Raw genomic sequence first — 18,387 nt, 5'->3', positions numbered from 1 at the left:
ACCACGGCCGCGGGGGCGCCGCCTCTCGCCGGGCTTCAGTAGGGCAGCCCCTCCGCCGCCGCACGCAGCGCGCCGTTCAGGGGCGCAGCGTGCTCGCCCTGGCCGCGAAAGGCTTCAGGCGGGGACGGGTACCTGGGTCACCTCGTCGAAAGGCGGGTAGCTCTCGCTGCCTGTCCGCTCCGCCGCCTCGATGTAGACGGCGAGGGCGTCACGGGACTGGGCAAGGCGGTGCATCTGGTCCTCGAGCCTCGCCAGCCGCGAGCGCATCGCGGACAGGAGCTCGGAACACCCGGGCAGCTCAGGTGCTTCTCCGACCGCACAGGGAAGGACGTACGCGATGTCCTCGGAGGACAGGCCCGCACCCAGCAGGTGCCGGATCTGCTTCACCCGCAGCACGGCGCTCTCGTCGTAGTCGCGGTAGCCGTTCGCCCTGCGGTCCGCCTCCAGGAGGCCCTGGGCCTCGTAGTAGCGCAACTGATGGGCGTTGACGCCCGTACGACGACTCAGTTCCCCGATGCGCATCTAACCTCGCTTGACCTTCATACCGGTATGAACGTTGATGATGCTGCCATGAACAACGAAACCGCAGCACCTGTTTCCGTCATCGGACTCGGCCTGATGGGCCAGGCCCTCGCGAGCGCGTTCCTGAAGGCGGGCCACCCCACCACCGTATGGAACCGCACGGCCTCCAAGGCCGAGCAACTGCTCGCTCAGGGCGCGCAGTTGGCGCCCACGGTCGCGGACGCCCTCAAGGCGAGTCCCCTGACGATCATCTGCCTCACCGACTATCAGGCCATGCACGCGTTGCTCGCGAGCGACGTCACCCTGGACGGCACGACCTTGGTCAACCTGACCTCGGGCGACTCGGCCCAGGCCCGGGAAGCCGCCCGCCTGGCCGAACAGCGTGGTGCGCACTACTTGGACGGCGCCATCATGTCCCTCCCGGCAGGGATCGGCACCGCCGACGCGGTCATCCTGCACAGCGGACCCCAGGCGGACTTCGAGGCGCACAAGGCGACGCTCGAGGCACTCGGCACCGTCAGCTACCTCGGCGAGGATCACGGCCTTGCGTCCCTGTACGACGTGGCGGGCCTGGCCATGATGTGGAGCGTCCTGAACGCCTGGCTCCAGGGCACCGCCATGCTCAGGACGGCCGGTGTCGACGCCGCGACGTACGCGCCGTTCGCGAGACAGATCGCCGTCGGGGTGGCCGAATGGCTGCCCGGCTATGCCGAGCAGATCGACAACGGGTCCTTCCCGGCCGAGGCGTCGGCCCTGGAGACCGACGCGCGGGCCATGACGCACTTGATCGAGGAGAGCGAGGCGGTGGGAGTCAACGCCGAACTGCCGCGGCTGTTCAAGGCCATGGCCGACCGTGCGATCGCGGCCGGACATGGTGGCGAGCAATATCCCGTACTCATCGAGGAGTTCGTCAAGCCCAGCGCCGACTGACCGGCGCGTGACCCCCGCCGCCTCCTGCCGCTACTGGCGGGAGGCGAGGGCCAGTCGGTGCAGGTCTTCCAGGGCGTCGACGAGGACGGTGTGCTGATGCCACTTGATCCAGGTGCCGACGGCACGGCTGATGGCTTCCAGGGACTGCAACTGCGCCTGGGTGAAACCGACCAAGGGGCGGGCGTGGTGGGAGGAGATGACGCCGTGCACGGTGTCCTGCTCGTCGATCAGCGGAATGCTGTGGCAGGCCCGGCTGCCGGCCGAGAGGATCACCTGCCGCGTCTCTTCGTCGAAACCGGCCGAGGAGGCCACATCCTTGACGGTGACCTGCTGGCTGGCGACGGCGGCCCGCGAGCAGGAGGTCTTCCCGTCGACGAACGCGAAGTAGTCGGTGAACTGACGGGGCAGGCCCGTGTGCTTCGCCATCCGCAGCACACCGTCGTCGAGCAACTGGACGTTGCCCATGTCCGTACCGGTGACGGTCAGGACGCGTTGCAGGGCGGCGCCGAGCACCTCGCCCTGGTTGGCGGGGTCGAGGGTGCCTGCCTCGAGCGTGGTCAGGTCGGGTATGGGCTGCTGCGACCGGCCGCCGAACCACGACTTGGCGCCCGATGCCGGTCCCGGCGTCCGGGCCACCGCGGCGGCCATCTGGTGCAGCTTGATGTTGGCTCGCTGGGACGCCTGGCGCAGCAGCGCGAAGGCCGCCTCCGCGTTCGCCAGGCGGTACCGCTCGACCAGGACACCCTCGGCCATGGCGATCCTGGGACGCGTCCGTGCCTGGACCTCCAGCTCGGACACCTGGCCGCGCAACTGCTCGGCGGTGGCCCTCAGCTCTTCGGTCTCTGCCCTGAGAGCGGGGGAGTCCTGGGGCGAGGGCTGGTCCTCGGGCGAAGGCGCAGAGGGAATGTTCGTCACGTTGTCTCCCATGCGGCACCCTGGTCCGCACTCCTCGTCGATCGTGAGCAGCGCCGCGACGTCGCTGACGCCACCCCACCCCAGCTCCGTTCGCTGAAAAAGGATCGCCGCTCACACCAGGGGTGACCTTAACCCGAGGTGTGGAGACTGTGACGACCGGCCCTGGAAGTCAGCCGCGCGCGGTGACGGTTGGGGGTGATGTGCCGGATTTGGGGCCCGGTGGCTCCGGTGCCTCCTCGGGCGCGTCCGAGAACGGCCTGAAGCCGTGCGGCTCCCGGGTTTGACCGACCCCCGCAGGGCACCCGGTGGGCCCCCAACCTTCAGCGGAGGAGTGACATGACTACCGCACGCGACATCATGACCGGCGGCGCCCACTGTGTGGGCGCCGAGGAGAGCATGCTCGACGCCGCCCGCAAGATGGCCGAACTGGGCGTGGGCGCGCTGCCCATCTGTGGCACGGACGACCGGCTCAAGGGCGTCCTGACCGACCGGGACATCGTGGTCAAGGTGCTGGGCAAGACCAAGAACCCGGCCACCGTCCTGGCCGGTGAACTCGCCCAGGGTGAGGCCGTCACCATCGGCGCCGACGACAGCGCGGACGAGATCGTGGCGACCATGACGCATCACAAGGTGCGGCGGCTCCCTGTGATCGACGGGCACCGGCTCGTCGGCATGGTGGCCCTCGCCGATGCGGCCCGGGCCCTGCAGGACCCCAAGGCCGGACAGCTCCTCGACGCGCTCTCCACCGACTGACGACGCGCTGCCGGGGTCGGCTGGGGCCGCATCACCGACCGTACGGCCCCAGCCTCCGCCCTCCGTGCGCGGCGGCGAGGCAACTCCCGCGACCTCCCGCCGCCGGGGGCATTTCGCGCGAGAGCCGATCGAGGGGGAGCCTCGGTCCTCGCGCCCCCGGACGCTGCCGCACTCGCGCGGCGGCGGCCGGACACTCACAGCGTCCCACCGCGAGGGCGGCCTGTCTGGGGGGTGGACGAAACTACGGGGAAGGGCGTACCTGCTCGCGTACCCATGCGGGATCGGGGTTGACGTGCGGTTGGCCCGCCACGAAGACCGTCGGCACGGTCTCATTGCCCTCGTTGACCGCCCGCACCGCGGCGGCCCCGGCCGGATCACGCCAGATGTCGACCCAGTGCGCCCGGCGGGCGTCGAGCCCCAACCGGATGCGCAGCCGCAGGCAGTACGGGCAGCCCGCCCGCCAGTAGACGATCGGCCGGCCGTCGGCCGCGGCGCGGCGCTGTGCCTCGAGCGCACCGGTCGACTTGGGGAAGAACAGCGGCGAGTGCACCCCCGCGAGCAGCACGAACACCAGCAGGAGTGCCGCCGCCGCGCCGGGATTGCCCCCGGAGGCCAAGCCGGCCGCGGCGAAGGAGCCGCAGATCATCAGCAGCAGGGGAAGAATCCAGGCGCGCATCATGAGGACGCAGGGTATCGACGAGCGGGAGTGCCCGGCAGCGCCCCCGTACGCGGGTGTCACCCAGATGTCCGCCAGCGCGGCGCCCGGTCGTCAGGGGTGTCCGGTGACGCGAAGTGGAAGGGCACGCCGAGATGGTCGGCCAGCGCTTGGCCGGCCTGGGTGGCCGCGCTTGCCGGCGAGCGGTCGGGGGATCGGTGGATGACCGCCAAGTGGCCTTCCCCCCGCGGTTCGTCGAGCACCGCGACCAGCTCCACGAACCAGTCGTGCACGGTGTCGCCGTCCCAGAGTGCCTCCACGGCGACCACGCGGCCGGGGAGAGTCGCCGCGCGGGCGGCGAGGGCGGGGGTGTCCAGGGGGTCGGGGGGCCTGCGCCGCACCTGGTCGCCGAGAGCCTCGAATCGCGAGTGGACCACCCACTGCGCCTCGAGCAGCCCCAACCCCACGGGACGCAAGGCTTCCCAGACGGTCTTCACCGCTGCCAGCCGGCGGTCACGCAGTACGTCGGCGTCGACCTCGCCGCGGGTCCGTTCCGTCAACTGGCCCCACCAGTCGCTCACTTGACCGCCGCCCCGCACGCCGTGGCGGGTGCCTGCGGTCGGGGCGTCGGCATCAGCGCGGCCGCCGCTCGTCGACGATCCCCTCGATGATTCCCATCAGTCGGTCCCCCACCCGGTCGATGCTTCCGTTCTGCGTGCTGACCTGCGCGCCTTCGAGCAGGAAGGTGATCTCGGCCGTGGTCTGTGCGGGATCGGGCAGGCCGGCCTCGGCGCACATCGCGACCAGCCTGCGGGCCTGTTGCGCCTTGTGCTCCTCGATCACCCGCCGTGCGGGATGGTCGCGGTCGGGCAGCTCCGCGAGGGAGTTGATGAACGGGCAGCCGCGGTGCGAGATCGCGGGCAATCCCTCGGCGATGAAGCGCGCAAGGCCCAGGATCTGCTGCTTGGGGCGGCCGGGGTGTGCTGCCTCGACCTGGTCGAAGGCGGCCTGGTAGTCGGCTGCGACGATCCGCAGCCACTCCGCGACCAGTGCGTCCTTGGTCTCGAAGTGCCGGTAGATCGCCATCTTGGTGGTCTCGGCCCGCTCGGCGATGGCCTGGACGCTCACCCGCCGGATCCCCTCGCGCTGAAAGAGCTCCTCGGCCGCGTCGAGGATGCGCTCGCGAGGCGGCAGTTTCGCCACCCTGCTCGGCCTGCCTGCGGTCGATGCCATGACTACTCCGTGACGTCCGGTCAGTGGTGGGGCGTCGGAGCCCACATGTGCTGCTACGGTACCAGTCCGTTCCGAGTGATACCGCTTGGTATCGTGAGGGACTCAACGGTATCTTTCCTTCCGTCGGGAGTGACAAGTGAGAGTCAGCGAGTACGTGAACTTCGACGCGGTGGGGCTCGCGCACCTGGTCGCCACGGGTGAGGTGACCCCCGCCGAACTGGAGGCGGCCGCACGCGAGGCCGCGCAGGCGGTCAATCCGCGGATCAACGCCGTCGTGGAGACATGGTCGGCCGACGACCGACCCACGCCCGGCAGCTCCCCGCTGGCCGGAGTCCCCTTCCTGATCAAGGACATCGGCGTCTCCATGGCAGGCAGGCGCACCGAGCTGGGCAGCCGAATCGCGGTCGGCAACATCGCCCGCGCCGACTCCTCCCTGATGCGCCGCTTCCGCCGCGCGGGCCTCGTCACGTTCGGGCGCACCGCGACACCGGAGATGGCGTACAGCATCACCACGGAACCAGAGCTCTACGGGCCCGTCCGCAACCCGTGGGACCTGGAGCGCAGCGCGGGCGGTTCCAGCGGGGGCGCGGGCGCGGCCGTCGCGGCCGGGGTGGTTCCGCTCGCGCACGGCACTGACGCCGCGGGCTCACTCCGTGTCCCCGCCGCCCACAACGGGCTCTTCGGTCTCAAGCCGACGCGCGGCCGGGTCTCCATGGGCCCCGACGTCGACGAGATCTTCAACGGCCTGGCCGTGCAGGGCAGCGTGAGCCGGACCGTACGCGACAGTGCCGTACTGCTCGACCAGATACGCGGACCCGAGCCGGGCGACCCCTACTTCGCCCAGGAACCGGCCCGGCCGTACGCGGACGAAGTCACCCGGGATCCGGGCACCTTGCGGATCGGGGTCCTCGGCCAGGCGTGGGGCGGGCGCCGCACGACCCCACCGGTGGCCGACGCTCTGGCGCGGACCGTGCGTCTGCTCGAAGCCCTCGGGCACCAGGTGGAGGAGGCCGAGGTCGGCCTCGGGGTCGACTGGGAGGAGTTCGTCCTGGCCTGCGCTCGCCTCATGACGGCGAATCTCACCGCCTTGGTCGACGAGCTGGCGGCCGCCTTCGGAAGGCCCGTCGACCCCTCGACCCTCGAAGCGGAGACCCTTGCCGGCTACCACTACGGGCAGCGGGTCACCGGCCCCCAACTCCTCGGCGCCCTCGCGCTCCGCAACCGGGTCGCACGCACCCTGGCCCACCACTTCGACGCACACGACGTGCTGCTCACTCCGACCTTGCCGGAGCTCCCGATGCGCCTGGGCGTCTATGGCGAGGGTGCGCGGACGCTGGACGGCCTCGGCTGGATCGACCGGCTCAACGACCGCTCGCCGTTCACCATGGCGTTCAACGTGGCGGGCACGCCCGCCATGTCCGTGCCCGTGACGGCCGACGCCGGGACGGGGCTCCCGATCGGCATGCAGTTCGCCGCCGGATATGGACGCGAGGACCGTCTCTTCCGCCTCGCGGGACAACTCGAACAGGCAAGCCCGTGGTCGGGCCGGACCCCGGGGGTGTGGGCAGGCGAGGTGGCTTAGCGCAGCACGGCGGACATCAGGTCCGGGCCCAGGGCCGAGATCGCGGGCACGTTCAGGGTGTAGTGGATGTAGCGACCCTGCCGCCGGGCCGCCAGCAGTTCGGCGCGGCGCAGGACGGCGAGATGGCGGGAGACTTCCGGGGGTGTCAGACCCCAGGTGTGGGCCAGTTCGCCGGTGGTGTGCGGGCCGCGGGCCAGGGTGCGCAGGAGACGCAGCCGTACGGGATGGGCGAGCGCGTCGAGTCGTAGCCTGACCGTCTCCAGGGGCACCGGCTCCGGCGGGTCCGGCTCGGCCACCGGGTACTGCACCACCGGTTGCCATCCGGGCGCGTGGACCACCACCAGGTGCGGGCTGTTGAAGACGCTGGGGATGAAGGTGACTCCGGTGCCGTGGGCGGCGGTTGACTTGTCCTGGAGCTTGTCCACGGTGATGCAGGCGCCGTCGGACGCCAGCGCGACGGCGCCGGAGACCGATGCGAGTGCCGCCCCGATGCCCTGGTGCTTCAGCAGGTCGTTCTTCAGGCGCAGATCGGCGGCGAGCCGTTCGGCCACGCCGGTCCAGGCGGCGTCGAAGAAGGCATCGGCGCACTGTTCGAGGGTGTGACGCACGCGCGCCCGCACGGCGGCCGGGTCCGCGAGCAGCCGTTCCGCGAAGGCCTCCTGCCGGGCGCCGCGGGCCTGGGCCAGGTCGAGGGCCTTCTCGCGCGCCTTCGGGTCGGTGAGCGGTGAGGGTGCGGTGACAGGGGCGCGGTTGCTGCCGCATGTGGTGACGAGTGCGGCGGTCATGTATGTCTCGTCGTCGATCCGGTCCACGTCGTCCAGTTCCTGGGCGAGGGCCGGCCGCGGGCGGGCGGGGAACAGGAAATCGGCCTGTGAGGAACGCCAGAGGAACTCCGCCTCCCGCAACCGCTCGGCCAGCTCCGGTCGCAGCCGGGCCCGGACGTCCGCGACCCAGCCGGCGAGGTGCGGATGATGCCCGGGGGCGGCCAACGCGTGCAGCATCGCGGTCAGTTCGGCCAGCGGAGACGCGGCGAGCCGCAGCCGGTCGGGCGGCAGGCCGGTGATGTCGATGCGCAGCGTCATCCGCTCATCATCCCTGGCAGGACGGCCCGTGACGGCGTCGGTTGACGGACTCCGTCAATTGTTCGGAGTCGCCGTGCCCGCAACGATTTGTGACGACGCGTCGACGCAGCGCTCCGACGGTCCTTAGGATGTCGATCATCGATGTGGGGCGACGGGCGGGGTGGGTTGTGAACGACGTTCCATACGCGGCGTGGCCGCGCATCGGGGGCCCAACTCCCTGGACTGCCCTGGACGATCACCTCCTCTACACGTGCCATGTCGTCATGGACCTCACGCAGGGCAAGCTCGGCGAGAGGCCGCCGGTTCCCTCGATGGCCCGCCTGTCACCCGGTGAGACATCGGTGGCGGTGGGGCCCGCGTCCCGTTCCACCTGGCGTGCCGTGGGGGACGGCTCGTACGCGTACAACACGACACTGGCCGTCGGGCGGCCCGGCTTCGTGATCGGGAGCATGGTCGGTTCGGCGCTCGGCAACGCGGCACGCCGGCGTCAGGCGGCCGCGGATGCCCGGCCGCGCTGGGTGGCCGACGGCCATGGAGAGGTGACGGTCACCGACCGGCGGGCCTACTTCGGTCATCCGCAGAGTTCGCTGGACCTGGAATGGGGTGGCCTCGACACCGCGGAACTCGTCGCGCCCGATGTCTTTCAGTGTTCTTTCCGGGACATGTACAACGGCTCGCCCCAGCTGATCCAGCTCCACGGGCCATGGGCGTCGCTGATGTTCGTCCTGGCCGCCCACGCCGCTTTCCCGGCCCACCCTCGACTCCTGGGCGGGAACTGGCTGCCACCGGACTTCGAGACCAAGTGCCAGACGTACGGGCGCACGTGTCCTCCGGTGCGCTGAGCCCAGACAGGGTGCTCGGCGCCACGGGCCACGCCTTTCTATCTCCAACCTGTGTTGTTCCTAGAATGGCCGGGTGGAGGACATCGATGCGATCGCGGTGCTGCAGGACCCTGTGCGGCGCCGACTGTACGAGTACGTGGCGGCGCAGGGCCGGGAGGTCGGCCGGAACGAAGCCGCCGAGGCGGCCGGGGTGGCGCGCACCCTCGCCGCGCACCATCTGGACAAGCTGACGGATGCCGGGCTGCTGGAGAGCGGCAGTCGACGCCTGACGGGGCGTTCGGGGCCGGGCGCGGGGCGCCCCGCCAAGGTGTACACGCGGGCGCCGGGCGAACGGTCGGTCTCGCTGCCCGCCCGCGACTACCGCACCGCCGCCGAACTGCTCGCCGAGGCCGCCGAGCAGGCCGGACTGGACGCCGGGCTCTGTGCGGCCGCCCGGCGCCGGGGCGAAGCCCTGCGGGGCGCGGCGACGCCCTGCGGCGGCCTCGAGGAGGCCATGGAGATGCTGGCCGCACGCGGCTACGAACCGCACATGGAGGACGCCGAGGGGGCGGAAGGCGGGGCGCCGGTCGTTCGCATGCGCAACTGTCCCTTTCACGCCGTGGCCGAGCGCTTCCCGCCGCTCGTCTGCGGGATGAATCTCGCGTTGCTGGAGGGGCTGCTCGGCGCGGACGGACCGGTTCACGCTCGCATGGACGCTCGGCCGGGGGAGTGCTGCGTGGTGCTCGACTCTTCTAAAAACAATGATGATTGACATAGAAAAGGCGGGCGTGCTGGGATGAGGCCATGACCGCATCCGAGCATCCCGCCCACCTCGCCGAGCTCAATGTCGCCACGCTCCTCCACCCCTTCGACGACGAGCGCATCGCGCCGTTCGTCGAGCTGCTCAACCCCATCAACGCCGCCGCCGACGAGGCCCCCGGCTTCGTGTGGCGGCTGGTGGAGGAGGGCGCGGCCGACGCCACCGGCATGCGCCCGGCCGGCGAGGACGTCATCGTCAACCTGTCGGTGTGGGAGACCCAGGAGGCACTGTGGGACTTCACCTACCGCAGCGGGCACCTGGAGGTGATGCGGCGGCGGCGCGAGTGGTTCGAGCGGCACATCGAGTCGCACATGGTCCTCTGGTGGGTGCCCGCCGGTCATGTGCCGTCGGTCGCGGAAGCCCTGGAGCGGCTGGCTGACCTGCGGGCGAACGGACCGTCCCCGCGCGCGTTCACCTTCACCTCGTCCTACACCGCGGCGGAGTCCGTCGAAGTCGCGGCCGAGTCCGCCGGAGCCGCGGCGGTGGTGTAGGCCGGGCGCCGATGAGTTCCGCCTCGCCGGGTGGTCTACAGGGGGGAAGCACCCCTTCCGCGTCCGCGGAGGCCCCATGAGATGACGAGGAGCGTGCCCATCGTGGACCAGGAGTACGTGAGCGCCACCCTGACCGTCGAGGCGCCCGCCGCCGAAGTCTTCGCGGTGCTGGCGGACCCGACGACGCACTCCGCGATCGACGGCACCGGTTGGGTCCAACAACCCGTCGACCGCGCACCGTTGGCCGAGAAGGGGCAGATCTTCCGGATGGCCATGTATCACCCCGACCACCCGGAGGGTGACTACCAGGTGGCCAACCAGATCGAAGTCCTCGACCCGCCCCGCTCCATCAGCTGGCGGACGGGTGAGGAGAAGGAAGGCGGCCGCCTGGAGTTCGGCGGCTGGATCTGGCGCTACGACCTCGCGCCCCTCGGCCCGTCCACAACGGAAGTCACGCTCACCTACGACTGGACCGCGGTGCCGCAGTTCATCCGGGAGTACCTCGAGTTCCCGATGTTCGGCCCCGAGCATCTGACCAACTCGCTGCAGCACTTGGCCGAGCTCGCCGCGTCGGCAACGCGGACCTGACCGGCTGCCCCGACTCCGTGCCGTGCGGACTCAGCACCTTGGGCCGGGCAGTCATGCCGGCCGGCCCGAGGTGCTGAGTGGCCCGGCCCACGGTGGTGAGTCGCCTACGCCTCTTCGTGGCACAGGAGGCCGGTGCGCAGAGCGGCGAGCGTGCTCGACAGGAGGCGTGAGACGTGCATCTGGGAAAGGCCCAGAGCGGCGCCGATCTGGGCCTGGGTCATCTCCTGGCCGAAGCGCATCTCGATGATGCGGCGTTCACGTTCGTCGAGACGGGCCAGCAGCGGGGCCAGGGCGTGCAGATCCTCGAACACCGCGATGGCCGGGTCCTCCTGGCCCATGGTGTCGGAGAGGGAGCGGCCGGTGGTGTGGGCCCCGCCCTCCTCGCCCTCGGAGCGCGGGCTGTCTAGGGACCCGGCGGCGTAGCCATTGGCCGCCACGATCACTTCAAGGACCTGTTCCTCCGTCACCGCGAGCTCGGTCGCGAGCTCAGCGACCGTCGGTTCGCGGCCGAGCGTCGAGGACAACCGCTCCTGGGACTTGACCAGTTGGAGGCGCAGCTCCTGCAGTCTGCGTGGTACGTGCACGGCCCAGCTCGTGTCACGGAAGTAGCGTTTGATCTCCCCGAGGATGTAGGGGACGGCGAAGGAGACGAACTCGAAGCCGCGGTCGACGTCGAACCGGTCGATCGCCTTGATCAGGCCCACGGTCCCGACCTGGACGATGTCCTCCAGCTGGCCGTTGCCGCGACTGCGGTAGCGGCCGGCCACGTAGTGCACCAGGGAGAGGTTCATCTCGATCAGGGTGTTGCGCGTGTACAGGTAGGCGGGGGAGTCCTCCTCAAGGGTCCGGAGCTCCTCGAAGAAGAGTTTCGACAGCTCACGGGCGTCCTTGGGCGCCACCTGGTCGGCTTCCTCGATCCACGGCAGCCCGTCGCTCTCCTCCCGTGCCCGCAACCCCTGGCTCTCGACCCGTGCCCACTCGGCCGGCTCGGCGGTTTCGTCCACGTCCGCCGCTGCCTGCAGAAACATCGTCTGACTCCTCGCTCTCTCTCGTTCTGCGCTGCTCAGCTCGCGGTGACCGTGAAGGCGTTGCCCTCTCGGTCGGCCAGCACGGCCGCGCGCCGGTCGCGGGCTCCTTCGGGCGGCGCGATCACGCGTCCGCCCCAGCCGATGGCCGCCATGGCGGCCAGGTCGACGTCGGCCACGCGAAAGCACGGGTGCCAGCCGGACGGCGTGGCGTCCCTGAACGCCGCGACCGTGCGCAGCCCGTCGCGCACCTCGATCTGCCCGCGGACGTACTCCACCCCGCAGCAGTCACCTGCCGTACCGGCCCAGTCCAGTACGTCCCCGTAGAAGAAGGCGGCGGCGAAGATGTCCCGGGTGCGCAGCTCAAGCCGGGCGACGGGGCCCGCGCCCGCCTTCCAGCGGTCGTCGGGGGCGCGTCGGCGCAGGCCGAACACCGCTTCCTGCGGGCCCGCCGCCACGGCGAGCCGCCCGGTCTGGGTGCTCAGCGGTCCTACGGCGACGGTGGCGCCGCGCTCACGCAGCCGGCCCACCGTGACGTCCACGTCATCGACGCCGAAGTACGGTATCCACCCGGCCGAGACGCCCAGGTCACACGTGGTCTGGCTGAGGCTTCCCACCGGTGCGCCGGCCCGCAGCGCCAGATACCGCGTCCTGCCCTGGGGGTCGAGCAGCGGGACGTGACACCAGCCGAGGACCCGGGCGTAGAACTCCTTGGCCGCCAGGACATCACCCGAAGCCAGGCTCAGCCAGCAGGGTGCGCCCCGCTTCCTGACCGTGGGACCTGTCGTTCCCGCGGCGCCCGGCCGCGGGCCGTTGCCGTGCGGGGCGCCCTGCGACTCGCCCGGCGGCGGGACCAGGCGCAGCCCTCCGGCCCGGCGGAACGGCCTGACACCGGTCCCCGCGCGCCCTGCCTCCCGGCCCCGGACTCTCGCGTGCGGGGCGGCCCCCTCTTGCCGCTGCTGCTCACGCTCTTTGCTCACACCGATGTCCCTTGGCACAGCGCCCTCTCCCCATCTGTTTCCGGCGGTCTCGCCAGTGGTTCCGCAGACGGGAGGCGCTATACCGGGACCTTCTTCACCCATCCCGGGGACCAAGGGCCCGACCTGGCCGGTGCCAAGGTCTCAGGGAGGGGGTGAACCGCTCCCGGACGCATGGAGCTCGGCCACCGCGAGCCGGGCCTCCTCGCGCACGCCGGGGTCGGGGTGTGCCAGGAACGGCTCGATGGGCGGCAGCGCACGCCTGTCGTGCGTCGCCGACAGGCTGAACAGGACGTACTCCAGCAGCTGAGGTGCGAAGGCGTCGACGTTGACGGCCAGCGGAACCAGGACCTCGTAGGGGATCTCGTGGCGAGCGCAGCCTTCACCGACGGCATGCAGGGCGGACTCCCGCACCGCGTGGTCCGCGTCGGCGACCGCCACCTGGACGAGCCGGGCGACGGCTCGCTCCGCGGCGCCCTGCTCCAGGCGCCCCGACGCGAGAAGGTCGCCGAGTTCGTCGGCCCAGACCTCGCGCCGGCGCGCGTCGGCGGCGTCGGGCGCCACACGCGCCGGATCGAGCTCTCGCGGGAGCTGTCGGTACTCGTCCACCGGGATCCTCAGCCGCGCCCGCCGGTCCTCACGGCCGCCCCGGCGAGGGCACCGCGTTCGCGACCATGTGCGCCGTCTGTCGTCCGAGGGCCGACACGGCAGGCTCGTTCGCCGGCACGCAGTGCCCCGCGGTGGGGTCGTACACGCAGCCGAGCACCCCGGCGTGGTTGGTGTCCGGCTGGGTCAACCGGGAGTCCCAGCCGTGGGAGAGCAGCGCTTCGTGCAGCTCGCGCGAGGATTCGACGGGCACGGCCTCATCGGCGGTGCCATGCACGAGCCGGACGGGTATCGGCGTCACTGCCTGGTCGACTGCCTGGAGGGGCACGGTGCCCGTGGTGCGTGCCGGACGCCGGTAGCCGCCCGCGATGCCCACCACCGCGGCGGGCGGCGGCCCGTCGCATTCCTTCGGCTGGAGGGCGACGCCCATCGCGGCGCCGGCCCCCGCCGACCATCCCGCGAGGATCAACCGGCTTGTTCCCTCGCCGAGTTGGCGGGCGTGGTCGTGTGCGTACCGCAGGGAGTCGACGAGGTGTTCCCGTCCGCCGTCGGGCTGATCCGAGCGCCAGTCCGGGACAAGCACGGTGGGCCCGAGCTCGGCGATCTCCCGGGCCAGCGCGGCCATCACGTGCCGCTCGTCGGGCCCCGTCCCGTGCCACAGCAGCACACACCGGTCGTCCTGCCGTCCGGAGGAGTGCACGTCGAGCAGTTTGCTGCCGCCGCCGGTGGCGTAGGGCACTGTCCGGGTCGTGATCGTCAAGTCCGTTCCTCCAGGCCGGGCGGGGTCGCGGGACGACCAGCCCTCGTATCCGAAAAAAACCGCACGAAGATGTCGAGAACTCCTGACCGGCTCCGTCTCCGTGGTGAACGCGACCACAATGGGTCGCATCAGCACCGAGGAGAACATCATGGCCAAGTATCTGCTGCTCAAGCACTACCGTGGCGCCCCGGCTGCGGTCAACGACGTTCCGATGGGCCAGTGGACGCCCGAGGAGATCTCGGCACACGTGCAGTACATGAACGACTTCGCGGCCCGGCTCGAGGAGAGCGGTGAGTTCGTCGACAGCCAGGCGCTCGCCCCCGAGGGGACCTTCGTCCGGTACGACGGCGAGGGCCGGCCGCCGGTCACCGACGGTCCCTTCGCCGAGACCAAGGACCTCATCGCGGGCTGGATGGTGATCGACGTCGACAGCCACGACCGCGCCCTCGAACTGGCCGGGGAACTGTCGGCGGCCCCCGGCGCGGGCGGCAAGCCGATCCATGAGTGGCTCGAGGTCCGCCCGTTCCTGGGCGCGCAGCACACCGTCACGGAGTGAGCCCGCACATGGACGAGGGCGGGCTCCGGAGCCTCACGCCGAGCGTGATCGGTGTTCTCGTCCGTCGCGGAGCCGACTTCGCGGCGGCCGAGGACGCCGTGCAGGACGCCTTGGTCGAGGCGGTCCGCGTCTGGCCCGCCGACCGACCCCGGGACCCCAAGGGCTGGCTGGTCACCGTGGCCTGGCGCAAGTTCCTCGACGCGACGCGCGCGGACACCGCACGCCGCAGGCGTGAGGACCGCGTCGACGAGGAACCGGCTGCCGGACCCGCCCCCTCCGTGGACGACACCCTCCAGCTCTACTTCCTGTGCGCCCACCCGTCGTTGACACCGTCCTCGGCGGTCGCGCTCACGCTGCGTGCCGTCGGCGGTCTCACCACCCGGCAGATCGCCCAGGCTTATCTGGTGCCCGAGGCGACCATGGCGCAACGCATCAGCCGCGCCAAGCGGACGGTCTCCGGCGTGCGGTTCGACAAAGCAGGGGACGTCGCCACCGTGCTGCGTGTCCTCTACCTGGTTTTCAACGAGGGCTACTCCGGTGACGTCGACCTCGTCGCCGAGGCCATCCGCCTCACCCGGCAGCTCGCGGCCGTGATCGACCATCCCGAGGTGACGGGCCTGCTCGCCCTCATGCTGATCCACCACGCCCGACGCGCCGCCCGGACCGCCCCCGACGGCAGCCTGGTGCCGCTCGCCGAGCAGGACCGCGGCCGGTGGGACACCGCGGCGATCGCCGAGGGCATCGGGATCCTGCAGACAGCTCTCGCCCGTGACCGCCTCGGCGAGTTCCAGGCGCAGGCCGCCATCGCGGCGCTCCACGCCGACGCGCCCACCGCCGAGGAGACCGACTGGGTGCAGATCGTCGAGTGGTACGACGAACTCGCGAGCCTGACCGACAGCCCGGTCGTCCGGCTCAACCGCGCGGTGGCCGTCGGCGAGGCCGACGGCGCGCGGGCCGGTCTTGCGGCACTCGCGGCGCTCGACGCCTCCCTGCCCCGCCACGCCGCCGTGGCGGCGTACCTCCATGAACGGGACGGTGACCTGGCGACGGCGGCAGATCTTTACGCCGAGGCGGCCCGCAAGGCGCCCAACCTGCCCGAACGCGACCACCTGACGCGCCAGGCCGCACGGCTCAACGCCGTGCTCAAGCGCGCTCCCTGACGACATCGGCCGGGTTCTTGTCGTCCCGCAGTCCCTGATAGCGGGGGTGGCGCAGCATGCCGTCGCGCGTCCATTCGGTGAAGGCGACCTGGGCCACCAGACGCGGCTGTGCCCAGTGCGCGGTCCGCTCCGCCACCGGGTCATCGAACGGCGAAGCCGTCAGCCGGAGTTCGTCGAGCTGCCGGCGCAGGGCCAGCAGCGTACGCCGGTCGAAGCCGGTGCCGACCTTGCCCGCGTACCGCAGCCGTTCGCCCTCGTAGTAGCCGATGAGCAGTGCGCCGATGCCCTCTCGGCTGCCCGTGGGCTCGGTGAAGCCGCCCACCACGAACTCCTGGCCCCGGGAGCACTTCAGCTTGAGCCAGTCGCCCGAGCGGCGCGCCTGGTAGGTGCTTTCGGCCCGTTTGGCGATGAGGCCCTCCCAGCCGCGGCGGCACGCGTCGGCCAGGAGTTCGGGCCCGCCCTCGTTGCGGTGGGTGCTGAACCGCAACGGGGCCGTGAAGGTGATCGAGCGTCGCAGCAAGGACTTACGCGTGCGCAGCGGCAGCCGCCGTACGTCCATGCCGTCCAGGCGCAGCAGGTCGAAGACGTAGTACGTGACCGCGACCTTGCTCGCCGCGACGTCGGCGGGCCGAGTGAGTCCCATGCGCTGCTGCAGCCGTCCGAAGTCGGTCCTGCCGTGCGAGTAGGCCACGATCTCGCCGTCGAGCGTGAAGTCCTCGGTGTCCTGGCCCGCGAGGGCCTCGATGATCTCCGGGTACGTGGCGTCGAGCCGTCGCCCGGACCGGGACCGGAGTGTCACCCGGCCGTCCTCGCGCACCGCGAGTGCCCGGATGCCGTCCAGCTTCCGCTCGAAGATCCAGCCGCCCGGGAAGTTCCGCAGGTCGGTGAGCGTGGCCAGCATCGGGGAAGCGGCCAGTTCGACGCCCGGCCTCGCCTCGCGGACCCGGCCGTCAAGGTCCGGCGGCAGGTTGTCGAGCAGGCCGGTCATGCCTGCTCACCGCTGTCGGAGTGCCAGGTGGGCGCGTCCGGCGTCTCGGCGACCTGGCGCAGCGTACGGCCGCTGCGTGCCGAACGCGCCCGCCGCGGGTCGGGAGTGCCGCCGCCCGAGCGGTGTCCGGTCCGCACCAGCAGCCAGGTCGGTTTGGCGGCGGAGCCCCCGTTCTTCTCCTCGCGGCCGTGGAAGCGGGTGAGGGCGTACTGCCCGCGGAGCTTCTCGCCGTGCAGATCGAACGTGGCGTGGCCCTTTTCCAGGGCTTCGCCGAACGGCACCGGCCGGTGGCGCTTGTCGTGGCTGGTCGGCCGGTAGGTGCCGCGGTCCCAGACGATGACGGTCCCGCCGCCGTACTCGCCCGCGGGGATCACCCCCTCGAAGTCCCGGTACTCCAGGGGGTGGTCCTCGGTGGGGATGGCGAGCCGTTTGTCGTTCGGGTCGGTGGAGGGTCCCTTGGGGACCGACCAGGACTTCAGTACGCCGTCGACCTCCAGGCGGAAGTCGAAGTGCATGGTGCTCGCGTCGTGGATCTGCACCACGAAGGTGGGCTCATCGGCCGCGTCCGCGCCCGCATCCGTCTTCGCGTCCGCGCGGGCTTCGTTCCGCGTCGCGGGCTCGCCGCTCGGCTCGCTCGTCCTGTCGAAGTGCCGCTTGCCGCGGTAGGTCCGCAGACCGTCCTTCTCGCTCACGGCGGGCCCCTTCCGTCGGGTCGCTGATCCGTTCCGGCATGGGCTGGCTCGGCCCCGGCCAGGTTATGCACGCCCGATCCGGCCCGCACGGCGAGCGCTCCTCGGTCGTCGGTCCTGTGGCCCCGGCCGGTGTTTTGTGCGCACTTGTATGTGTGGGACCGCGGCCCGCGGGACACCCGATGCACCGATGGCTTGCGTTCGCGCAGGTCGTACACCGTGAGCGGTGTCAGGCGCTCGCGCCTCCCAGAGGTGCGGAGCAAGCTGGGATGAGTGGATCCGAGGAAGGAAGAGCACCCATGGGTGACACCCCGCAGGACCCGACGACGAAGCACCCGCAGCCCGAGTTCGCCTCGCAGGACCAGGAGCCGCCGGGCTGGACCGGCCCGATGGACCCGCCGCCGGACCACGGTGAGGAGTCCTACCGGGGCAGCGGGCTGCTGCAGAACCGGGCAGCGGTCGTGACCGGCGGCGACTCCGGCATCGGGCGGGCCGTGGCACTGGCCTACGCACGCGAGGGCGCGGACGTCCTGTTCACCTATCTGCCCACGGAGGCGGAGGACGCCCAGGAGACGGTGCGCCTCGTCGAGAAGGCCGGGCGGCGCGGTCTGGCCGTGCCGTGCGACATCCGCGAGGAGGAGCAGTGCCGTCGCCTCGTGGAGCGTGCGGTGGCGGAGTTCGGGCGCATCGACGTGCTGGTCAACAACGCGGCCTACCAGATGTCCCAGCCCGAGGGCATCACGGAGATCTCCACGGAGCAGTTCGACCGCGTCGTCCGCACGAATCTGTACGGCATGTTCTGGCTGTGCAAGATGGCCGTGCCGCACATCCCGTCGGGCGGATCCATCATCAACACCACGTCGGTGCAGGCCTACAAGCCGAGCCCTCACCTGCTCGACTACGCCATGACCAAGGGCGCCATCGTCACCTTCACCCAGGGGCTCGCGCAGATGCTGATCGAGAAGGGGATCCGCGTGAACGCCGTCGCTCCCGGCCCCGTGTGGACGCCGCTGATCCCGGCCACGCTGCCCGACACCAAGGAATTCGGCAAGCAGGCCCCCATCGGCCGTCCGGCCCAGCCAGCCGAGATGGCGCCCGCCTACGTGTTCCTGGCATCGGAGCAGGCGAGCTTCATCACCGCCGAGATCATGAACGCCACCGGCGGCACGCCGCTGCCGTGACCCGGCCGGGGGAGCGAGAGGACCGCGGAAGCATCGGCGCGAAGGAGGCGGTG

General features: G+C 71.2%; 22 protein-coding genes. 10 read left to right on the top strand and 12 right to left on the bottom strand.

The window, feature by feature from the left end:
• Positions 1–114: 114 nt before the first annotated feature.
• On the bottom strand, positions 115–522 hold the full coding sequence (locus tag AB0M70_RS34230) for a MerR family transcriptional regulator (protein ID WP_365826307.1): 408 nt from the start codon (positions 520–522) through the stop codon (positions 115–117).
• Positions 523–570: 48 nt separating this feature from the next.
• Between AB0M70_RS34230 and AB0M70_RS34225 the strand changes: the two genes are divergently transcribed.
• Positions 571–1,452 (top strand): NAD(P)-binding domain-containing protein, encoded by an 882-nt coding sequence (locus AB0M70_RS34225; protein WP_365826305.1) that lies wholly within the window; start codon positions 571–573, stop codon positions 1,450–1,452.
• Positions 1,453–1,482: 30 nt separating this feature from the next.
• Here the strand turns inward: AB0M70_RS34225 and AB0M70_RS34220 are convergent, their stop codons facing one another.
• Entirely contained in the window at positions 1,483–2,379 is an 897-nt protein-coding gene (locus AB0M70_RS34220; RefSeq protein WP_365826303.1) for a GAF and ANTAR domain-containing protein, read from the bottom strand.
• A gap of 324 nt (positions 2,380–2,703) precedes the next feature.
• Between AB0M70_RS34220 and AB0M70_RS34215 the strand changes: the two genes are divergently transcribed.
• Positions 2,704–3,120, top strand: a complete 417-nt coding sequence (locus tag AB0M70_RS34215) for a CBS domain-containing protein (protein WP_365826301.1) — start codon at positions 2,704–2,706, stop codon at positions 3,118–3,120.
• 241 nt (positions 3,121–3,361) lie between these two features.
• On the opposite strand, the gene AB0M70_RS34210 is transcribed toward AB0M70_RS34215, so the two are convergent.
• From AB0M70_RS34210 to AB0M70_RS34200, 3 genes are read right to left on the bottom strand one after another with little or no spacing between them, the layout of a single operon-like run.
• The gene (locus AB0M70_RS34210) at positions 3,362–3,799 is read right to left on the bottom strand and encodes a glutaredoxin domain-containing protein (protein WP_365826299.1); all 438 of its coding nucleotides are present in this window, start codon (positions 3,797–3,799) and stop codon (positions 3,362–3,364) included.
• Positions 3,800–3,855: 56 nt separating this feature from the next.
• Positions 3,856–4,356: a hypothetical protein gene (locus tag AB0M70_RS34205; RefSeq protein WP_365826297.1), complete on the bottom strand. Its 501-nt coding sequence runs from the start codon at positions 4,354–4,356 to the stop codon at positions 3,856–3,858.
• Between the two features lie 52 nt (positions 4,357–4,408).
• Positions 4,409–5,008 carry a helix-turn-helix domain-containing protein gene (locus AB0M70_RS34200; RefSeq protein WP_365826295.1) on the bottom strand — a complete coding sequence of 200 codons (600 nt, stop codon included), beginning with the start codon at positions 5,006–5,008 and terminating at the stop codon, positions 4,409–4,411.
• Positions 5,009–5,144: 136 nt separating this feature from the next.
• Between AB0M70_RS34200 and AB0M70_RS34195 the strand changes: the two genes are divergently transcribed.
• Complete coding sequence (locus tag AB0M70_RS34195) at positions 5,145–6,590, top strand: amidase (RefSeq protein ID WP_365826293.1); 1,446 nt, start codon at positions 5,145–5,147, stop codon at positions 6,588–6,590.
• Here the strand turns inward: AB0M70_RS34195 and AB0M70_RS34190 are convergent.
• A complete protein-coding gene (locus tag AB0M70_RS34190; protein WP_365826291.1) occupies positions 6,587–7,672 on the bottom strand; it encodes a DUF5937 family protein in 1,086 nt (361 codons plus the stop codon). The genes AB0M70_RS34195 and AB0M70_RS34190 overlap by 4 nt on opposite strands.
• 263 nt (positions 7,673–7,935) lie before the next feature.
• Between AB0M70_RS34190 and AB0M70_RS34185 the strand changes: the two genes are divergently transcribed.
• From AB0M70_RS34185 to AB0M70_RS34170, 4 genes are all read left to right on the top strand, one after another.
• Positions 7,936–8,514, top strand: a complete 579-nt coding sequence (locus AB0M70_RS34185) for a hypothetical protein (protein WP_365826289.1) — start codon at positions 7,936–7,938, stop codon at positions 8,512–8,514.
• Between the two features lie 73 nt (positions 8,515–8,587).
• On the top strand, positions 8,588–9,265 hold the full coding sequence (locus tag AB0M70_RS34180) for a helix-turn-helix domain-containing protein (protein WP_365826287.1): 678 nt from the start codon (positions 8,588–8,590) through the stop codon (positions 9,263–9,265).
• A gap of 32 nt (positions 9,266–9,297) precedes the next feature.
• Complete coding sequence (locus tag AB0M70_RS34175; RefSeq protein ID WP_365826285.1) at positions 9,298–9,804, top strand: DUF3291 domain-containing protein; 507 nt, start codon at positions 9,298–9,300, stop codon at positions 9,802–9,804.
• 81 nt (positions 9,805–9,885) lie between these two features.
• Complete coding sequence (locus tag AB0M70_RS34170) at positions 9,886–10,392, top strand: SRPBCC family protein (protein WP_365826283.1); 507 nt, start codon at positions 9,886–9,888, stop codon at positions 10,390–10,392.
• A 104-nt stretch (positions 10,393–10,496) separates the two neighbouring features.
• On the opposite strand, the gene AB0M70_RS34165 is transcribed toward AB0M70_RS34170, so the two are convergent.
• The 4 genes from AB0M70_RS34165 to AB0M70_RS34150 all read right to left on the bottom strand — a co-directional run bounded on the left by AB0M70_RS34165 (position 10,497) and on the right by AB0M70_RS34150 (position 13,760).
• Complete coding sequence (locus AB0M70_RS34165; RefSeq protein ID WP_365826281.1) at positions 10,497–11,420, bottom strand: SigB/SigF/SigG family RNA polymerase sigma factor; 924 nt, start codon at positions 11,418–11,420, stop codon at positions 10,497–10,499.
• A 35-nt stretch (positions 11,421–11,455) separates the two neighbouring features.
• Complete coding sequence (locus tag AB0M70_RS34160; protein WP_365826279.1) at positions 11,456–12,397, bottom strand: VOC family protein; 942 nt, start codon at positions 12,395–12,397, stop codon at positions 11,456–11,458.
• Positions 12,398–12,538: 141 nt separating this feature from the next.
• Positions 12,539–13,003, bottom strand: coding sequence for a hypothetical protein (locus AB0M70_RS34155; protein ID WP_365826277.1), 465 nt, complete (start codon positions 13,001–13,003; stop codon positions 12,539–12,541).
• 28 nt (positions 13,004–13,031) lie between these two features.
• Positions 13,032–13,760 (bottom strand): alpha/beta hydrolase fold domain-containing protein, encoded by a 729-nt coding sequence (locus AB0M70_RS34150; protein ID WP_365826275.1) that lies wholly within the window; start codon positions 13,758–13,760, stop codon positions 13,032–13,034.
• A gap of 148 nt (positions 13,761–13,908) precedes the next feature.
• Between AB0M70_RS34150 and AB0M70_RS34145 the strand changes: the two genes are divergently transcribed.
• Together AB0M70_RS34145 and AB0M70_RS34140 are read left to right on the top strand one after the other, a co-directional pair.
• Complete coding sequence (locus tag AB0M70_RS34145; protein ID WP_365826273.1) at positions 13,909–14,316, top strand: YciI family protein; 408 nt, start codon at positions 13,909–13,911, stop codon at positions 14,314–14,316.
• 8 nt (positions 14,317–14,324) lie between these two features.
• A complete protein-coding gene (locus AB0M70_RS34140; protein WP_365826635.1) occupies positions 14,325–15,476 on the top strand; it encodes a DUF6596 domain-containing protein in 1,152 nt (383 codons plus the stop codon).
• Here the strand turns inward: AB0M70_RS34140 and ligD are convergent.
• Both ligD and AB0M70_RS34130 read right to left on the bottom strand, forming a co-directional pair.
• On the bottom strand, positions 15,460–16,464 hold the full coding sequence (gene ligD / locus AB0M70_RS34135; protein WP_365826271.1) for a non-homologous end-joining DNA ligase: 1,005 nt from the start codon (positions 16,462–16,464) through the stop codon (positions 15,460–15,462). The genes AB0M70_RS34140 and ligD overlap by 17 nt on opposite strands.
• Entirely contained in the window at positions 16,461–17,156 is a 696-nt protein-coding gene (locus AB0M70_RS34130) for a DNA polymerase ligase N-terminal domain-containing protein (RefSeq protein WP_365826269.1), read from the bottom strand. Before AB0M70_RS34130 ends, ligD begins: the two co-directional genes overlap by 4 nt.
• A gap of 296 nt (positions 17,157–17,452) precedes the next feature.
• Here AB0M70_RS34130 and AB0M70_RS34125 point away from each other — a divergent pair, with 296 nt between their 5' ends.
• On the top strand, positions 17,453–18,334 hold the full coding sequence (locus AB0M70_RS34125) for an SDR family oxidoreductase (protein ID WP_365826267.1): 882 nt from the start codon (positions 17,453–17,455) through the stop codon (positions 18,332–18,334).
• The last annotated feature ends 53 nt before the right edge of the window (positions 18,335–18,387 follow it).

It is taken from the genome of Streptomyces sp. NPDC051214 (assembly GCF_040682375.1).
In the GTDB taxonomy this organism is placed as follows: domain Bacteria; phylum Actinomycetota; class Actinomycetes; order Streptomycetales; family Streptomycetaceae; genus Streptomyces.
Note: the sequence above shows the minus strand (reverse complement) of the source record. Positions and strands in the feature narration are given on the sequence as shown.

Excerpts from the sequence above, each read along its gene's own strand:
- AB0M70_RS34230 (WP_365826307.1), bottom strand. The coding sequence starts at position 522 with ATGCGCATCGGGGAACTGAGTCGTCGTACGGGCGTCAACGCCCATCAG.
- AB0M70_RS34225 (WP_365826305.1), top strand. The coding sequence starts at position 571 with ATGAACAACGAAACCGCAGCACCTGTTTCCGTCATCGGACTCGGCCTG.
- AB0M70_RS34220 (WP_365826303.1), bottom strand. The coding sequence starts at position 2,379 with ATGGGAGACAACGTGACGAACATTCCCTCTGCGCCTTCGCCCGAGGAC.
- AB0M70_RS34215 (WP_365826301.1), top strand. The coding sequence starts at position 2,704 with ATGACTACCGCACGCGACATCATGACCGGCGGCGCCCACTGTGTGGGC.
- AB0M70_RS34210 (WP_365826299.1), bottom strand. The coding sequence starts at position 3,799 with ATGATGCGCGCCTGGATTCTTCCCCTGCTGCTGATGATCTGCGGCTCC.
- AB0M70_RS34200 (WP_365826295.1), bottom strand. The coding sequence starts at position 5,008 with ATGGCATCGACCGCAGGCAGGCCGAGCAGGGTGGCGAAACTGCCGCCT.
- AB0M70_RS34190 (WP_365826291.1), bottom strand. The coding sequence starts at position 7,672 with ATGACGCTGCGCATCGACATCACCGGCCTGCCGCCCGACCGGCTGCGG.
- AB0M70_RS34185 (WP_365826289.1), top strand. The coding sequence starts at position 7,936 with ATGGACCTCACGCAGGGCAAGCTCGGCGAGAGGCCGCCGGTTCCCTCG.
- AB0M70_RS34175 (WP_365826285.1), top strand. The coding sequence starts at position 9,298 with ATGACCGCATCCGAGCATCCCGCCCACCTCGCCGAGCTCAATGTCGCC.
- AB0M70_RS34170 (WP_365826283.1), top strand. The coding sequence starts at position 9,886 with ATGACGAGGAGCGTGCCCATCGTGGACCAGGAGTACGTGAGCGCCACC.
- AB0M70_RS34165 (WP_365826281.1), bottom strand. The coding sequence starts at position 11,420 with ATGTTTCTGCAGGCAGCGGCGGACGTGGACGAAACCGCCGAGCCGGCC.
- AB0M70_RS34145 (WP_365826273.1), top strand. The coding sequence starts at position 13,909 with ATGGCCAAGTATCTGCTGCTCAAGCACTACCGTGGCGCCCCGGCTGCG.
- AB0M70_RS34140 (WP_365826635.1), top strand. The coding sequence starts at position 14,325 with ATGGACGAGGGCGGGCTCCGGAGCCTCACGCCGAGCGTGATCGGTGTT.
- ligD (WP_365826271.1), bottom strand. The coding sequence starts at position 16,464 with ATGACCGGCCTGCTCGACAACCTGCCGCCGGACCTTGACGGCCGGGTC.
- AB0M70_RS34125 (WP_365826267.1), top strand. The coding sequence starts at position 17,453 with ATGGGTGACACCCCGCAGGACCCGACGACGAAGCACCCGCAGCCCGAG.